We start from the raw sequence: 15,471 nt of genomic DNA on the forward strand, positions 1-15,471 counted from the left end.
GACAAGCGCCCCGTCGACCAGGGAGAACAATGGCAGATCTGCGTCTCTTCACGTCCGAGTCCGTCACCGAAGGGCACCCGGACAAGATCTGCGACCAGATCTCCGACAGCATCCTGGACGCGCTGCTCACCGTCGACCCGCACAGCCGCGCCGCCGTGGAGACCCTCGTCACCACCGGTCTCGTGCACGTCGCCGGCGAGGTGACCTCGAACGGCTACGTCGAGATCCCGGCCCTGGTGCGCAACAAGCTGGTCGAGATCGGGTACGACTCGTCCGACGTCAGCTTCGACGGCACCCAATGCGGTGTGTCCGTGTCGATCGGCGCGCAGTCGCCCGACATCGCGCAGGGCGTCGACAACGCCCTCGAGACGCGCGCGGAGCAGAGCCACGACGACCTCGACCGTCAGGGCGCGGGCGACCAGGGCATCATGTTCGGTTACGCCACCACCGAGACCCCGCAATACATGCCGCTGCCGATCTGGCTCGCGCACCGCCTCGCGGAGCGTCTCGCGTCCGTCCGCAAGGACGGGACGCTCGACTACCTCCGGCCCGACGGCAAGACCCAGGTGACCATCGGCTACGAGGGCGCCGTGCCGAAGTCGGTGCAGACGGTCGTGCTGTCGACGCAGCACGCTCCCCAGGTCTCCAACGAGCAGCTGCAGGCGGAGGTGATCGAGGAGGTCATCAACCCGGTGATGCACGCCGCCGGGCTCGAGACCTCGCACATCCGGACTCTCATCAACCCGACCGGACGCTTCGAGATCGGCGGCCCCAAGGGCGACGCGGGCCTCACCGGCCGCAAGATCATCGTCGACACCTACGGCGGGGCCTCCCGCCACGGCGGTGGCGCGTTCTCGGGCAAGGACCCGTCGAAGGTCGACCGCTCGGCGGCGTACGCCATGCGCTGGGTGGCGAAGAACGCCGTCGCCGCCGGCCTCGCCGACCGGCTCGAGGTGCAGATCGCGTATGCGATCGGCAAGGCGGCGCCCGTCGGGCTGTACGTCGAGACCTTCGGCACCGCGAAGGTTCCGGAGGAGCGCATCATCGGCGCGATCCGCGACGTCTTCGACCTGCGGCCGGCCGCGATCATCCGCGACCTCGACCTGCTGCGTCCGATCTACGCGCGCACGGCCACCTACGGGCACTTCGGCCGCGAGCTCCCCGAGTTCACCTGGGAGCGGCTCGACCGCGTCGACGACCTGCGCTCGGCCGCGGGGATCTAGCGGTGGCGGCGGCCGGACGGGTCGCCCGGGTGGTCCTCGACTCGCCGCTCCCGCAGCTCGACCACCTCTTCGACTACAGCATCCCCGAGGAGCTCGCCGCCGAGGCGCAGCCGGGCGTGCGCGTGCGCGTTCCGCTGCGCTCGGCAGGCCGCGTCGCGGACGGCTATCTGGTCGAGGTCGGCGAACCGGACGACGGGTACGACGGGACGTTGAGCCCGCTGGAGGCCGTCGTCTCGCCCGCGCAGGTGCTCACGCCCGGCGTGTGGCGGCTGGCGCGGCGGCTCGCGGATCGGAGCGCCGGTACGGCGAGCGACATCCTGCGCCTGGCCGTCCCCGGCCGGATGGTGCGCGTCGAGAAGGCGTGGCTCTCGGCGCGATCCGCCGCCGCCGACAGTTCCGGAGTTTTTCGGCCCGACACGCCATCGGAGGGCCGAAAAACTCAGGAGCTGTCGGGGGCGGCCGTGGCGGTGCGCGGGTACGGAGAGCGGGTGCTGGAGGATGCGGTCGCGCGCGACGAGCGGATCGCGCTGCGCGCCATCCCGCGTCTCGTGCCGTTGCCCGACGGCACCTGGGTCGGCGAGTGGGCGGTCACTCTGGCGACGCTGGCCGCCGACTGCTGGCGCGGCGGCCGCACCGCGATCGTCGCCGTTCCCGATCACCGCGACTTGGAGCAGCTGGCCGCAGCACTCGCGGTCAGCGCGCCCGCGCACGCGGTCGTGCGCGCCGACGCCGGGCAGGCGAACCCCGACAGGTACCGCGGCTTCCTGGAGGCGCTCTCCGGCCCGCGCATCGTCATCGGCAACCGCTCGGTCGTCTACGCCCCCGCCGAGCGGCTCGGCCTGATCGCGGTCTGGGAGGACAGCGACCCTCTGCACGCCGAGCCGCTGAGCCCGTACGTGCACACGCGGGATGCGGCCCTCGTCCGGCAGGAGCTCGAGGGCTGCGCACTCGTTCTGAGCGGCAACATCCGCAGCGTTGAGGCACAGCGCCTGGTGGAGCTCGGCTGGCTGCGCGACATCGCGCCGGAGCGCATCCAGACTCCCAAGGTGGTGCTCACCGCCAACCAGCAGGCGCCCGAGCCGATGGCCCGCGCCGCACGCATCCCGTCAACAGCCTGGCGCGCCGCCCGTGAGGCGCTCAACGGCGAGAGCGGACGGCCGCGCGGCCCGGTGCTCGTGCAGGTCGGGCGCCCTGGCTACGCTCCGGTGATCGCCTGCGCGAACTGCGGCCAGGCGGCGCGGTGCATGAACTGCAAGGGCGCGCTGCACCAGACGCGGGCGGGCTCGCCGCCGTCGTGCACCGTCTGCGGCCGGCTCGCGACCGACTGGCAGTGCGAGCACTGCGAGCACCGGCGGTTCCGGCTCGTCACCGTCGGCTCGGGCCGCACCGCGGAGGAGCTGGGACGCGCGTTCCCCGGCACGCGCGTCATCCTCGCCGACGGCGATCATCCCGTGCAGCGCGTCGGGTCGGCGCCCGCGCTCGTCGTCGCGACCCGTGGCGCCGAGCCGATCGCCGAGGGCGGGTACCAGGCGGTGCTGCTGCTGGACGGCGAGCGGATGCTGGCGCGCGAGAGCCTGCACGTCGCCGAGGACTGTCTGCGCTGGTGGCAGAGTGCGGCCGGGCTCGCCGCACCCGGCGCCCCGACCGTCCTGGTCGGCGTCGGGGGACCGCTGGCGCGCGACTTCGCGACCGGGCGCCTGGTCGAGTTCGCGCACGAGGAGCTGGTGGACCGCCGCGAGCTGCGCTTCCCGCCCGCGGTGCGTCTCGCCTCGGTCACCGGGTCGGAGGCCACCGTGACCGAAGTGCTGGATGCGGTGGACCGCTCCCTCCTCATCGACGTCCTGGGGCCCGCGCCGGTGGAGGCGGAGGGTCCATCGGCGCGCGCCGCCCGCTCCGGGCCCGACCTCGTCCGCGCCGTGCTGCGGTTCGAGTACGCGCACGGCGCTGACGTCGCGGCGTCCGTCCGTGCCGCCGTCGTGAAGAACGCGACCCGACGTCGTCGCGCGCCGGCGGGACGGCCGGGCTACCGTCCGGCGCCGACGCTCCGGGTGCGCTTCGACGATCCCGAGATCCTCTAGGAGCCGACCCCGGGCTGCCGCCGCTCGCGGCCGGTCGTGAGCTTCGCAGAGTAGGCTGGGTGGCCGTCCCGAACCGAAAGAACCTTCTCCATGCGCATCGTCTTCGCCGGAACGCCGGCCGTCGCCCTCCCGTCCCTGGAGGCCGTCGCGGCCCGGCACGAGGTGGTCGCCGTCGTCACCCGTGAGGATGCGCCGCTCGGCCGCAAGCGCGTGCTGACCCCGTCGCCCGTCGCGGAGGCTGCAGAGCGTCTCGGGCTACCGGTGATCAAGGCGAACCGGCTCGGCGACGACGTGACCGAACGCATCGCCGCCCTGCAGCCCGACCTCGGCGTGGTGGTGGCGTACGGCGGCCTGGTGCGCGAGCCGCTACTGTCGCTTCCGCGCCTCGGCTGGGTCAACCTCCACTTCTCCCTGCTCCCGCGTTGGCGGGGCGCCGCGCCTGTGCAGCGCGCCGTGATCGCCGGGGACACCGAGACCGGCGCGGCGGTCTTCCATCTCGTGCCGGAGCTCGACGCGGGGGATGTGTACGCCGAGCTGCGACGTCCCATCGGCCCGGATGAGACGGCCGGCGAGTTGCTCTCCGCCCTGGCCGAGGAGGGCGCGGCCCTGCTGGCCGACACCGCCGACGCGCTGGCCGCGGGCACGGCCGCCGCGACGCCCCAGGAGGGTGAAGTCACGCTGGCGCCGAAGCTGACGCTCGAGGATGCGCGCCTCGACCTCACCGAACCGGCCGAGCGGGTCTCCGCGCGGCTGCGCGGCGTGACGCCGGAGCCGGGCGCGTTCGTGCTGCTGGACGGCGAGCGGTTCAAGGTGCACGAAGCGCGGACGACCGACGGCGAGGAGCCCGTGGCTCCCGGCGCGGTCGAGCTGCGCGGCAAGCGGGTGCTCGTCGGGACGGGGACCGCTCCGCTGGAGCTCGTCACCGTCCAGCCGGCCGGGAAGCGCGCGATGCCGGCCGCCGACTGGCTGCGCGGTGTCGCCTCCGCGTCGGCCTCCTCCGCTGCCGGATCGACCGGGGTGGTGTTCGCATGAACGCGCCGCGCGATGACCGCAACCGCGACCGCCGGCCCCGCCCGCGTTCTGGTCCGCCGCAGACCCGCGTCCAGCCCGCCCGCCAGGTCGCCCTCGACGTGCTGCAGGCCGTCAGCGACTCCGACGCCTACGCCAACCTCCTCCTTCCGACGCGCATCGCCCGCGCCGGGCTCTCCCCGGCGGATGCCGGCCTCGCCACTGAGCTGACCTACGGCACGCTGCGGATGCAGGGCTACTACGACCGGGTCATCGCCATCGCGGCGGGCCGTGACGTCGACCGGATCGACCCGCCCCTCCTCGACGTGCTGCGGCTGGGCGCGCACCAGCTGCTGTCGATGCGCGTCCCGTCGCACGCGGCGGTCAACGAGTCGGTCGGGCTGGCGCGCAGCGTCGGCAGCCGCTCGGGTACCGGCTTCGTGAACGGCGTGCTGCGCGAGATCGGCCGCCACACTCCCGACGAGTGGCGGGATGAGGTGGCGTCGCGGGCGAAGAACGACGACGACCGCCTGTCGGCGCTGTACTCGCATCCCGTCTGGGTGGTCCGCGCGCTGCGCCGATCGCTCGACGCCGAGGGCCGGGCGGAGGAGTTGGAGCAGCTCCTGGAGGCCGACAACACCGCGCCGCGGGTCAACCTCATCGCACTGCCCGGTCTCGTCGACAAGCCGGACGACGCGCGCGACGACCGTTTCTCGCCTCCCGGCTTCACCGTCGGCGGCGGCGACCCGTTCGGGATCGTGGAGAAGACCGAGGGACGCATCCGCGTGCAGGACGAGGGCTCGCAGCTGGCTGCCCTCGCGCTGACCCGCGCGGAGCCGGTGCGGCCGGGGGAGCGCTGGCTCGACCTGTGCGCCGGCCCCGGCGGGAAGGCGGCTCTGCTCGCCGCCGAGGCGCTGACCGGCGGCGCGACCCTGGTCGCGAACGAGCTGGTCCCCGCCCGCGCCGAGCTGGTGCGACGCGCGCTCGCTCCGGTGCCGCTGGAGGTGCCGGTCTGGGAGCTGGACGGCACGGTCGTCGGCGCCGAGCATCCCGAAGCGTTCGACCGCATCCTGCTCGACGCCCCGTGCACCGGGCTCGGCGCGCTCCGTCGCCGGCCGGAGGCGCGCTGGCGGAAGAGCCCACGGGATGTCGCCGAGCTGACCGCGCTGCAGTCGGCGCTGCTCGACTCGGCCATCGCCGCTCTGAAGCCCGGCGGCCTGCTCGCCTACGTGACCTGCTCGCCGCACCTCGCCGAGACCCGAGGTGTCGTCGCCGACGCGCGCGAGCGCCACGGCGACCTGCTCGAGCCGCAGGCGACCGCCGACACCCTGCAGTCCATCGCCGTCGAACGGCTCGATCTCGCGGGCGAAGGCGACACCGTCCAGCTGTGGCCGCACCGGCACCTCACCGACGGGATGTTCGTCGCGCTGCTCCGCAAGCGCTCCGCCTAGGCTGGAGTCATGGCTTCGACCCCTTCCGCCGACCGGATCGACCCGCGTGTCCGCATCAACCCCAGCATCCTGGCCGCCGACTTCGTCAACATGCAGAGCGAGGTCGCGCGCATCGCGACCGCCGACCTGGTGCACGTCGACGTGATGGACAACCACTTCGTCCCTAACCTCACGTTCGGGCCGCAGATGGTGGGCCGCATCCAGGATGTGAGCCCCATCCCGCTGGATGTGCACCTGATGATCGACGACCCGGACCGCTGGGCGCCGGGGTACGCGGAGCTCGGAGCGTACTCGGTGACCTTCCACGCCGAGGCTGCGCACGATCCCATCGCTCTGGCGCGCCGCCTGCGCTCGATCGGCGCGCGGGCGGGCATCGCGGTCAAGCCGGGCACCGGCGTCGAGCCCTACCTCGACCTGCTGGAGGAGTTCGACCAGGTGCTCGTCATGACGGTCGAGCCGGGGTTCGGCGGCCAGTCGTTCATGCCGGAGACCATGCCGAAACTGAACGCGCTCCGGCAGGCCGTCGAGGCGCGGGGTCTCGACGTGTGGCTGCAGGTGGACGGCGGCATCACCGAGGAGACGATCGTCACGGCGGCCGCGGCCGGGGCGGACACGTTCGTGGCGGGCTCCAGCGTCTTCCGCGGAGAGCCGGCGGACCGCATCGCGGCCCTCCGTGCCGCTGCGCTGCCGCACCTCCACTGACCCGTACGCTGACCCGCGGCGCGCACATTCGTGCCGAATGTGCGGAATCAGCGCGGCATACCGCACATTCGGCACGAATGTCCGACCGGCTCGGGCGGACCGGTACGCTGGAGAGGTGAAAACCTTCGACGACCTCTTCGCCGAACTCGCGCAGAAGGCGCAGGACCGCCCGGAGGGCTCCGGCACCGTCCGCGAGCTCGACGCCGGCGTGCACGCCATCGGCAAGAAGATCGTCGAGGAGGCCGCCGAGGTCTGGATGGCCGCCGAGTACGAGTCCGACGAGGCCACCGCCGAGGAGATCTCGCAGCTGCTCTACCACCTGCAGGTCCTGCTCCTCGCCAAGGGGCTGACGCCGGCCGACGTGTACCGACATCTGTGATGGACCAGCCTTTTCGCCGTACCTAGGCCCATCCACTCGTCCGATCACGTCACGAAAGACCTGCGAATGCTGAAGATCGCCGTCCCCAACAAGGGCTCCCTCTCCGAGACCGCGGCGCAGATGCTGCACGAGGCCGGCTATGTCGGCCGCCGCGACCCGAAGGAGCTCATCGTCACCGACGCCCGCAACGGCGTCGAGTTCTTCTATCTGCGCCCGCGTGACATCGCCACCTACGTCGGCTCCGGCGCGCTCGATGTCGGGATCACCGGCCGCGACCTGCTGCTCGACTCGGGCTCACCCGCCGCCGAGATCAGCGCCCTCGACTTCGCCGCGTCGACGTTCCGGTTCGCCGGCCCAGCCGGCGTGTTCGCCGAGCTGGCCGACCTGGAGGGCAAGCGCGTCGCGACGAGCTACCCGGGCCTCGTCGGCGCGTTCCTCGGCGAGCACGGTGTCAGCACCTCCCTGATCAAGCTCGACGGCGCGGTCGAGTCGGCCGTGCGGCTCGGCGTCGCCGACGCGGTCGCCGACGTCGTCGAGACGGGTTCCACCCTCCGCAAGCAGGGGCTGGAGATCTTCGGACCGGTCATCCTGGAGTCGGAGGCCGTGCTCATCTCGTCCCCGTCGCCGGCCGCCGGGGTGGACACGCTGGTGCGCCGGCTGCAGGGCGTCATGGTCGCCCGCCAGTACGTGCTGATCGACTACAACCTCCCCGTCGCACTGCTCGAGAAGGCGGTCGCGCTGACGCCGGGCGTCGAGTCGCCGACCGTCTCTCCGCTGGGGGAGCCGGAGTGGGTGGCCGTGCGCGTGATGATCAAGCGCGAGCAGACCAACCACATCATGGACGACCTGTACGAGCTGGGCGCCCGCGCCATCCTGGTCACCTCCATCCACGCTGCGCGGATCTGATGAGCGTCGCGGTCCGGGTGATCCCCTGTCTCGACGTGGCCGCCGGCCGCGTCGTGAAGGGCGTGAACTTCCAGAACCTGCGCGACCAGGGCGACCCGGTCGAGCTCGCCCGGCGGTACTTCGAGCAGGGCGCGGACGAGCTGACCTTCCTGGATGTGACGGCGACCGTCGACGACCGCGCCACCACATACGACGTGGTGCGGGCGACGGCCGAGCAGGTCTTCATCCCGCTCACCGTCGGCGGCGGCGTGCGCAGCCCCGAGGATGTGGCAAAGCTCCTCGGCCACGGCGCCGACAAGGTGGGTGTCAACTCGGCCGCGATCGCGCGCCCGGAGCTGATCTCGGAGATCGCCGCCCGGTTCGGCGCGCAGGTGCTGGTGCTGTCGCTGGATGTGAAGCGCTCGGCCGCGACGCCGTCGGGTTTCGTGGTCACGACGCACGGCGGCCGAACGGAGACCGACCTCGATGCCCTGGAGTGGGCGGCGCGCGCGATCGAGCTGGGCGCGGGCGAGCTGCTGGTCAACTCCATCGACGCCGATGGCACCAAGGAGGGCTTCGACCTGGAGCTCATCCGCGAGATGCGCGCCCTGAGCAGCGTTCCCGTGATCGCCTCGGGCGGTGCGGGGGCGCTGGAGCACTTCGTTCCGGCCATCCAGGCGGGAGCCGACGCCGTGCTCGCGGCGAGCGTGTTCCACCAGGGTGAGCTGACGATCGAGCAGGTGAAGGACGAACTGGCCGCGGCCGGGATGGAGGTCCGCCGATGAACGCGACGACGACCGACGCGGTGCTGGAGCGCATCCGCTTCACCGACACCGGGCTGGTGCCGGCGATCATCCAGCAGTGGGACACCCGCGAGGTGCTGATGATGGGGTGGATGGACGCGGAGGCGTTCCGCCGCACCATGAGCGAGGGCCGGGTGACGTTCTGGTCGCGCTCCCGCAAGGAGTACTGGCGGAAGGGCGACACGTCCGGGCACGTGCAGTACGTGAAGGGCGCCGCGCTCGACTGCGACGGCGACACCCTGCTGGTCACGGTCGAGCAGGTCGGCGCGGCCTGCCACACCGGCACACGCACCTGCTTCGACGCGGATGTGCTGGAGCCGGTCGTCGGCGCGAGCCCCGAGATCGAGGCGGCCGACCTGTGATCGACACCGTGGGCGGTACGACGACCCGGAACGCCTTCGACGGACTCGTCGGCGACCACCGCGTCGTCCCGGTGATCCGCGAGCTCTTCGCCGACGGGGAGACCCCGGTCGGCATCTATCGGAAGCTCGCGGCCGGCCGGCCGGGCACCTTTCTGCTGGAGTCCGCCGAGCAGGGCGGCATCTGGTCGCGCTTCTCGTTCGTCGGCGCGTCGTCGTTCGGCGTGCTCACGCAGGAGGGCGAAGCCGTGAACTGGCTCGACTACGGCCTGCCCGCCGAGCGCGCCCTCGGCACGGCGGCCTCCCTCCGGCCGCTGGAGGCTCTCGCGGCGCTGCATGCGCGCTGGCAGACCGCCCGCATCCCGGGCCTCCCTCCGCTCACCGGCGGTCTCGTCGGGTTCATCGGCTGGGAGGCGATCCGGCAGATCGAGCGCCTGCCCGACGCCCCGCCCGCCGATGTCGACGTGCCCGGCCAGGCGCTCGCGTTCGTGGCCGACCTCGTCGTCGTGGATCACCGCACCGGCACCGTGAAGCTGGTCGCCAACGCGCTGGCCGACGGCGTCGCCGACGCGGACGCGCTGTGGGCGGATGCGCAGGCACGTCTCGACCGCATGCAGCGCGAGCTCGCGCAGCCTTCCGAGGCGTGGCTGGAGGACGTCGACCTCGGCATCCCGGCCGAGCCGATCTCCCGCACGCGCCGGGAGGACTTCCTGTCGTCGGTCGTCACGGCCAAGGAGCGCATCGTCGACGGCGACATCTTCCAGGTCGTCATCTCGCAGCGCTTCGAGCTGGAGTGCACGGCCCCCGCGCTCGACGTCTACCGCGTGCTCCGCGCGCTCAACCCGAGCCCGTACATGTACCTGCTGTCGCTGGAGAAGCCGAGCGGCGAGCCATACCAGATCGTGGGCTCGTCGCCCGAGGCGCTGGTGAAGGTGCAGGAGGGACGCGCATTCACGCATCCCATCGCCGGATCGCGTCCGCGCGGCGCCACGCCGGAGCAGGACCTGGACCTGGAGGCGTCGCTGCTCGCCGACGACAAAGAGCGCGCCGAGCACTTGATGCTGGTCGACCTCGCCCGCAACGACCTGCTCAAGGTGTGCGAGGCGGGCACCGTCGAGGTGACGGAGTTCATGCGCATCGAGCGGTTCAGCCACATCATGCACATCGTGTCGTCCGTCGAGGGCGACCTGCTGCCGGATGCGACGGCGATCGACGTGTTCCGCGCGACGTTCCCGGCCGGAACGCTCTCGGGCGCGCCGAAGCCGATGGCGTTGCGGATCATCGACGAGTTGGAGCCCATCCAGCGCGGCGTCTACGGCGGCGTGATCGGGTACTTCGACTTCGCCGGGGATGCGGACCTCGCCATCGCGATCCGCACCGCGACGATCATGGACGGCGTCGCACGGGTGCAGGCCGGCGGGGGACTGGTGGCCGACTCGGTGCCCGAGAACGAGTTCCAGGAGTCGCAGAACAAGGCGGCGGCTCCGCTGCGCGCCGTCGCCGTGGCGAACGCCATGAAGCGCGTGCTGTGAGGACGGAGAGCGTGAACGGCCGTCGCGTCAAGTACTCCACGATGCTGCTCCTCCTCGTGGGGAGCGGTCTCGCGCTGCTGGCGGCGACCCAGCCGTGGTTCACGATCACGCTGACCGACACGGCCGAGCACTCGACCACGATCAGCGTGGCGGGATCGGTGGCCGCGCCAGCGCTGACCGCCCTGTCGCTCGCGGGGCTGGCGCTGACCGCTGCGCTGGCGATCGCCGGTCCGGTCTTCCGGATCGTGCTCGCTCTGCTCGGCCTGCTGCTCGGCGTCTCCGTGCTCATCTCGGCGATCAGCGCGGTGTCGGATGCGGTGGGCGCGTCGTCCTCCGCGATCACGACGGCGACCGGCGTGGCCGGGGACTCCTCGATCCGCCGTCTGGTGCACTCGTCCGCGATCGAGCTGTGGCCGTGGGTTGCCCTCGTGGCGGGCATCCTGGTCATCCTGGCGAGCGCGGCGGTCGTCGTCTTCTTGCGGCTCTGGCCCGGTCCGTCGCGCAAGTACCAGACCCGCTTCGCGGGGGAGGACGGGCGCCCCGCCGACGAGCTCTTCGCCGACGGGGAGCCCACCGACGACGCCGAGGCCCGCGCCGCCGCCGAGGAGCCGGCCGCTGACGCGCCGGACACTGACGCGCCGGCCGCTGACGTGCCCGACTCCGCGACCCCCACCACCCTCGACCGCGACGCGGCGATCGACAGCTGGGACGACCTCACCCGCGGCGACGACCCCACCCGCTGACCTCCCGTCCGTCCCCTCCCGCACGCCCTCCCACCCCCGTCGAGTCCGCAAACTTTGCACGCCCGCGCCCGCGAAACCGTGCAAAGTTTGCGGACTCGACGGTGGGGCTGGCGCGTGGAGGGCGGCGGGGAAGTGAGCGCCCACTAGACTGGGTGCGTTCCAAATTCCCGTGCGCGCCGGGCGGCGCGCACCCGACGTGCAGGAGTCCCATGAGCAGCGAGTCAGTCGAGCCAGGCCACGGTCACTCGCCGGCGGCGTGGACAGCCGTGATCATCATGCTGGTCGCGTTCACCATCGGCGCCATCGCCTTCTTCTTCGACGCCCCCATCATCGTCTGGGCGGCTGCGGGTCTCGCGGTGATCGGCCTCATCGTCGGCTGGGTCATGAAGCGCGCCGGGTACGGCGTCGGCGGCGACAAGTACACCCCGAAGGGGCACTGATCCGTGCTCGCCGACCTCGTCGCCGGCGCGCTCGAGGACGCTGAGCGGAGACGCGACGAGCGTCCGCTCGCCGAGGTGGAGGCCGCGGCCCTCGCCCGGCCCGCCGCACTCGATGCGCTGACCGCGCTCGCCCCGGCGGAGCGCGTCAAGATCATCGCCGAGGTGAAGCGCGCCAGCCCGTCCCGCGGGTCGCTCGCCGCCATCCCGGATCCCGCCGCCCTGGCGGTCTCGTACGAGACCGGCGGGGCCAGCGCGATCAGCGTCCTCACTGAGGAGCGCCGCTTCCACGGCTCGCTCGCCGACCTGGAGGCGGTCCGCGAGGCCGTCTCGATCCCGGTGCTGCGCAAGGAGTTCGTCGCCGATCCGTACCAGGTGTTCGAGGCCCGCGCCGCGGGGGCCGACCTGGTACTGCTGATCGTCGCCGCGCTCGACCAGAAGCGGCTCGTCGAGCTGCACGAGCTGATCACCGAGCTGGGCATGACCTCGCTGGTGGAGGCGCACTCGGCCGACGAGCTGAGCCGCGCCCTCGACACCGGCGCGGGCCTCGTGGGCGTCAACGCCCGCGACCTGACGACGTTCGAGCTGGATCGGGACCTGTTCGGCCGCCTGGCCGGCAGCATCCCCTCCGGCGTCATCCGCGTGGCGGAGTCGGCCGTGAAGACGGCCGACGATGTCGCGCATTACCGAGCGGCGGGCGCCGATGTGGTGCTCGTCGGCGAGGCGCTCGTCACGAGCGACCCCGTCGCGACGCTTGAAGAGTTCTTGGGAGTCTGATGTCCCTCCGCACTGAGCAGGGTCCGTATTTCGGCGACTTCGGCGGGCGGTTCGTCCCCGAGTCGCTGGTCGCAGCGCTCGACGAGCTGTCGGCGGCGTGGGAGGAGGCGAAGGCCGACCCCGCGTTCCATGCCGAGCTGGATGAGCTCCACCGCAGCTACACCGGCCGCCCGTCGATCATCACCGAGGTGCCCCGGTTCGCCGAGCACGCAGGCGGCGCCCGCATCATCCTGAAGCGCGAGGACCTCAATCACACCGGCTCGCACAAGATCAACAACGTGCTGGGCCAGGCCATCCTGACGAAGCGCATCGGCAAGACCCGCGTGATCGCCGAGACCGGCGCGGGCCAGCACGGCGTCGCCACCGCGACGGCCGCCGCCCTGTTCGGGCTCGAGTGCACGATCTACATGGGCGAGGTCGACACCGAGCGCCAGGCGCTGAACGTCGCCCGGATGCGTCTGCTCGGCGCCGAGGTCGTCGCCGTCAAGACCGGGTCGCGCACGCTCAAGGACGCCATCAACGACGCCATGCGCGACTGGGTGACGAACGTCGAGCACACCAACTACATCTTCGGCACGGTCGCGGGCCCGCACCCGTTCCCGGCGATGGTGCGCGACCTCCAGAAGATCATCGGCGAGGAGGCGCGCGAGCAGGTGCAGGAGCTCACCGGCCGCCTGCCGAACGCCGTGGTCGCGTGCGTCGGCGGAGGCTCGAACGCGATGGGCATCTTCCATGCCTTCCTGGACGACGAGGATGTGCGCCTGGTCGGCTTCGAGGCGGGCGGCGAGGGTGCGGACACCCCGCGCCACGCCGCGACGATCACCAAGGGCCGCCCCGGCGTGCTGCACGGCGCGCGCTCCATGCTGCTGCAGGACGAGGACGGCCAGACCATCGAATCCCACTCGATCTCCGCCGGCCTCGACTACCCGGGCGTCGGCCCGGAGCACGCCTGGCTCGCGAAGATCGGCCGCGCCGAGTACCGGCCGGTGTCGGACGCGGACGCCATGGAGGCCCTGCGCCTGCTCAGCCGCACCGAGGGCATCATCCCGGCCATCGAGTCGTCCCACGCGTTGGCAGGCGCCATCGCGCTCGGGCGCGAGCTGGGGCCGGAGGGCATCATCCTGGTGAACCTCAGCGGCCGTGGCGACAAGGACATGGAGACCGCCGGGCGGTACTTCGACCTGATCGACGCGGACGCGGTGCAGTCGTGAGCGGCGTGGTCACGAGCCGGGTCGCCGCCGCGATCGCCCGCCGCAACACCGAGGCATCGGGCGCGCTGATCGGCTACCTCCCGGCCGGCTTCCCCGACCTCGCGACCAGTGTGGATGCGGCCGTCGCGCTCGCGAACAACGGCGTCGACGTCATCGAGCTCGGCCTGCCGTACTCCGACCCCGTGATGGACGGCACGGTCATCCAGGCCGCGACGCAGCAGGCGCTCAGAGCCGGCTTCCGCTTGCGCGACGGCTTCACCGCCGTCCGTGAGATCACCGCGCAGGTCGACATCCCCGTGCTCGTCATGACCTACTGGAACCCGGTGCTGCAGTACGGTGTCGACCGCTTCGCGGACGACCTCGCCGCCGCCGGGGGAGCAGGCCTCATCACGCCCGACCTCATCCCGGACGAGGGCGCCGACTGGCTCGCCGCATCCGACCGCGTCGGTCTCGACCGCGTGTTCCTCGCCGCGCCCAGCTCGACCGACGCCCGCCTGAAGCAGGCGGTGGAGGCGAGCCGCGGGTTCGTCTACGCCGTCTCGACCATGGGCATCACGGGCGCGCGCACCGATGTGGATGCGGCGGCGCGCACGCTCGTCGGCCGTCTCCGCGAGGCGGGAGCGACGAGCACGTGCGTCGGACTCGGCATCTCATCGGCCGCGCAGGTGGCCGAGGTGCTCGAGTACGCGGACGGCGCGATCGTCGGCTCGGCGCTCGTGAAGGCGCTGGGCGACGGCGGCGTGGCGGAGGCCGGTCGCGTCGCGGCCGAGCTCGCCCGCGGCACAGCGGCCTAGCCGGGCGTTCTAGACTATGGTGGCCGCGCGCCTCTCCGCGCCGCGGCATGATCGACACGAAAGGTGAGTCATCGGGTGTTTGCGACGATGAGCGGCTGGATGGCCAGCATCCCGAGTCCTGGGCCCGAGTGGGCGCAGATCCCGCTGCCTTTCTGGCCGTACCGCATCCAGATGTACGCGCTGATCATCCTGGTCGGCATCGTCGTCGCTGCCATGTGGACCTCGCGCCGCCTCACCAAGCAGGGCGCCGAGCCGGGTGTCGTTCTCGACATCCTGCTGTGCGCCGTGCCCCTCGGGATCGTCGGCGCCCGGTTCTACCACGTCGCGACCCACCCGAAGGACTTCTTCTACCCGGGCGCCAACCTCTTCAACCCGTTCGAGCCCGGCAGCATCTGGGCGATCTGGGAGGGCGGCGGCGCCATCTTCGGCGCGCTGATCGGTGGCGCCATCGGTGTGCTCATCGGCTGCCGTTGGACCGGTCTGCGGTTCTGGACGTTCGCGGACGCCCTCGCACCGGCGCTCCTGCTCGCGCAGGCCATCGGCCGCCTCGGCAACTACTTCAACCAGGAGCTCTTCGGTCTTCCGACCGACCTGCCCTGGGGTCTGCAGATCGACGCGGGCAATAAGGCGATCCCGGTCGGCCTTCCGGACGGCACGCTGTTCCAGCCCCTCTTCCTGTACGAGATGATCTGGAACATCATCGGCGTCTTCGTCATCGTCTGGCTGCAGCGCCGCTTCCGCCTCCAGTGGGGCAAGGTGTTCGCCGTCTACCTGATCTGGTACGGCGCCGGCCGCTCCTACCTGGAGTCGATCCGCATCGACCCGAGCGAGTTCACGTTCCTCGGCATCCCGAGCAACGTCTGGGCCGCGTTCGGCGCCGTCGTGCTCGGCCTCATCATCTTCTTCGTCCAGTCGAGCAGGCACCCGGGTCTCGAGCCCAGCCCGTACCGACCGGGTCGTGAATGGGTGAACCCGGATGCTGAGGTAGACTCGGAGGACACGGACCTGGAGGACGAGGACGCCGCCGACGCAGACGGTGTGCCTGCCGGGTCCGCTTCGGCCAAGGCCACAAGCCCCACGAACGGATAA

General features: G+C 71.9%; 16 protein-coding genes. All 16 read left to right on the forward strand.

Going from position 1 to position 15,471, the window contains the following annotated elements; genetic code table 11:
- The first annotated feature begins 29 nt into the window (after positions 1-29).
- The 16 genes from metK to lgt all read left to right on the forward strand — a co-directional run bounded on the left by metK (position 30) and on the right by lgt (position 15,471).
- Positions 30-1,223: a methionine adenosyltransferase gene (metK, locus tag BLR91_RS07220; protein ID WP_018191195.1), complete on the forward strand. Its 1,194-nt coding sequence runs from the start codon at positions 30-32 to the stop codon at positions 1,221-1,223.
- Positions 1,224-1,225: 2 nt separating this feature from the next.
- The gene (locus BLR91_RS07225; protein ID WP_089876106.1) at positions 1,226-3,301 is read left to right on the forward strand and encodes a hypothetical protein; all 2,076 of its coding nucleotides are present in this window, start codon (positions 1,226-1,228) and stop codon (positions 3,299-3,301) included.
- A 90-nt stretch (positions 3,302-3,391) separates the two neighbouring features.
- Positions 3,392-4,333 (forward strand): methionyl-tRNA formyltransferase, encoded by a 942-nt coding sequence (gene fmt / locus BLR91_RS07230; RefSeq protein WP_089876105.1) that lies wholly within the window; start codon positions 3,392-3,394, stop codon positions 4,331-4,333.
- Positions 4,330-5,760, forward strand: a complete 1,431-nt coding sequence (locus BLR91_RS07235) for an RsmB/NOP family class I SAM-dependent RNA methyltransferase (RefSeq protein ID WP_089876104.1) — start codon at positions 4,330-4,332, stop codon at positions 5,758-5,760. Before fmt ends, BLR91_RS07235 begins: the two co-directional genes overlap by 4 nt.
- A gap of 9 nt (positions 5,761-5,769) precedes the next feature.
- A complete protein-coding gene (rpe, locus tag BLR91_RS07240; RefSeq protein ID WP_089876103.1) occupies positions 5,770-6,462 on the forward strand; it encodes a ribulose-phosphate 3-epimerase in 693 nt (230 codons plus the stop codon).
- Between the two features lie 115 nt (positions 6,463-6,577).
- Positions 6,578-6,841, forward strand: a complete 264-nt coding sequence (locus BLR91_RS07245) for a phosphoribosyl-ATP diphosphatase (RefSeq protein WP_018191190.1) — start codon at positions 6,578-6,580, stop codon at positions 6,839-6,841.
- A gap of 66 nt (positions 6,842-6,907) precedes the next feature.
- On the forward strand, positions 6,908-7,747 hold the full coding sequence (hisG, locus tag BLR91_RS07250) for an ATP phosphoribosyltransferase (protein ID WP_020077501.1): 840 nt from the start codon (positions 6,908-6,910) through the stop codon (positions 7,745-7,747).
- Positions 7,747-8,511: an imidazole glycerol phosphate synthase subunit HisF gene (gene hisF / locus BLR91_RS07255; RefSeq protein ID WP_018191188.1), complete on the forward strand. Its 765-nt coding sequence runs from the start codon at positions 7,747-7,749 to the stop codon at positions 8,509-8,511. The genes hisG and hisF overlap by 1 nt, the downstream gene beginning before the upstream one ends.
- Positions 8,508-8,891 carry a phosphoribosyl-AMP cyclohydrolase gene (gene hisI / locus BLR91_RS07260; RefSeq protein WP_018191187.1) on the forward strand — a complete coding sequence of 128 codons (384 nt, stop codon included), beginning with the start codon at positions 8,508-8,510 and terminating at the stop codon, positions 8,889-8,891. The genes hisF and hisI overlap by 4 nt, the downstream gene beginning before the upstream one ends.
- Complete coding sequence (locus BLR91_RS07265; protein ID WP_089876102.1) at positions 8,888-10,420, forward strand: anthranilate synthase component I; 1,533 nt, start codon at positions 8,888-8,890, stop codon at positions 10,418-10,420. The genes hisI and BLR91_RS07265 overlap by 4 nt, the downstream gene beginning before the upstream one ends.
- A gap of 11 nt (positions 10,421-10,431) precedes the next feature.
- Positions 10,432-11,163, forward strand: coding sequence for a Trp biosynthesis-associated membrane protein (locus tag BLR91_RS07270; protein ID WP_231918845.1), 732 nt, complete (start codon positions 10,432-10,434; stop codon positions 11,161-11,163).
- A gap of 209 nt (positions 11,164-11,372) precedes the next feature.
- The gene (locus tag BLR91_RS07275) at positions 11,373-11,603 is read left to right on the forward strand and encodes a DUF6704 family protein (protein ID WP_018191184.1); all 231 of its coding nucleotides are present in this window, start codon (positions 11,373-11,375) and stop codon (positions 11,601-11,603) included.
- A 3-nt stretch (positions 11,604-11,606) separates the two neighbouring features.
- On the forward strand, positions 11,607-12,377 hold the full coding sequence (gene trpC, locus BLR91_RS07280; protein ID WP_089876099.1) for an indole-3-glycerol phosphate synthase TrpC: 771 nt from the start codon (positions 11,607-11,609) through the stop codon (positions 12,375-12,377).
- Positions 12,377-13,588 carry a tryptophan synthase subunit beta gene (trpB, locus tag BLR91_RS07285; protein ID WP_018191182.1) on the forward strand — a complete coding sequence of 404 codons (1,212 nt, stop codon included), beginning with the start codon at positions 12,377-12,379 and terminating at the stop codon, positions 13,586-13,588. Before trpC ends, trpB begins: the two co-directional genes overlap by 1 nt.
- Complete coding sequence (trpA, locus tag BLR91_RS07290; RefSeq protein WP_089876097.1) at positions 13,585-14,382, forward strand: tryptophan synthase subunit alpha; 798 nt, start codon at positions 13,585-13,587, stop codon at positions 14,380-14,382. The genes trpB and trpA overlap by 4 nt, the downstream gene beginning before the upstream one ends.
- 87 nt (positions 14,383-14,469) lie before the next feature.
- Complete coding sequence (gene lgt / locus BLR91_RS07295; protein WP_089876095.1) at positions 14,470-15,471, forward strand: prolipoprotein diacylglyceryl transferase; 1,002 nt, start codon at positions 14,470-14,472, stop codon at positions 15,469-15,471.

This window comes from Leifsonia sp. 466MF (assembly GCF_900100265.1).
Taxonomy (GTDB): domain Bacteria; phylum Actinomycetota; class Actinomycetes; order Actinomycetales; family Microbacteriaceae; genus Leifsonia.

Bases quoted from the DNA above. Each gene is read 5' to 3' on its own strand.
- metK (WP_018191195.1), top strand. From the start codon at position 30: ATGGCAGATCTGCGTCTCTTCACGTCCGAGTCCGTCACCGAAGGGCAC.
- fmt (WP_089876105.1), top strand. From the start codon at position 3,392: ATGCGCATCGTCTTCGCCGGAACGCCGGCCGTCGCCCTCCCGTCCCTG.
- BLR91_RS07235 (WP_089876104.1), top strand. From the start codon at position 4,330: ATGAACGCGCCGCGCGATGACCGCAACCGCGACCGCCGGCCCCGCCCG.
- rpe (WP_089876103.1), top strand. From the start codon at position 5,770: ATGGCTTCGACCCCTTCCGCCGACCGGATCGACCCGCGTGTCCGCATC.
- hisG (WP_020077501.1), top strand. From the start codon at position 6,908: ATGCTGAAGATCGCCGTCCCCAACAAGGGCTCCCTCTCCGAGACCGCG.
- hisF (WP_018191188.1), top strand. From the start codon at position 7,747: ATGAGCGTCGCGGTCCGGGTGATCCCCTGTCTCGACGTGGCCGCCGGC.
- hisI (WP_018191187.1), top strand. From the start codon at position 8,508: ATGAACGCGACGACGACCGACGCGGTGCTGGAGCGCATCCGCTTCACC.
- BLR91_RS07275 (WP_018191184.1), top strand. From the start codon at position 11,373: ATGAGCAGCGAGTCAGTCGAGCCAGGCCACGGTCACTCGCCGGCGGCG.
- trpB (WP_018191182.1), top strand. From the start codon at position 12,377: ATGTCCCTCCGCACTGAGCAGGGTCCGTATTTCGGCGACTTCGGCGGG.
- lgt (WP_089876095.1), top strand. From the start codon at position 14,470: ATGAGCGGCTGGATGGCCAGCATCCCGAGTCCTGGGCCCGAGTGGGCG.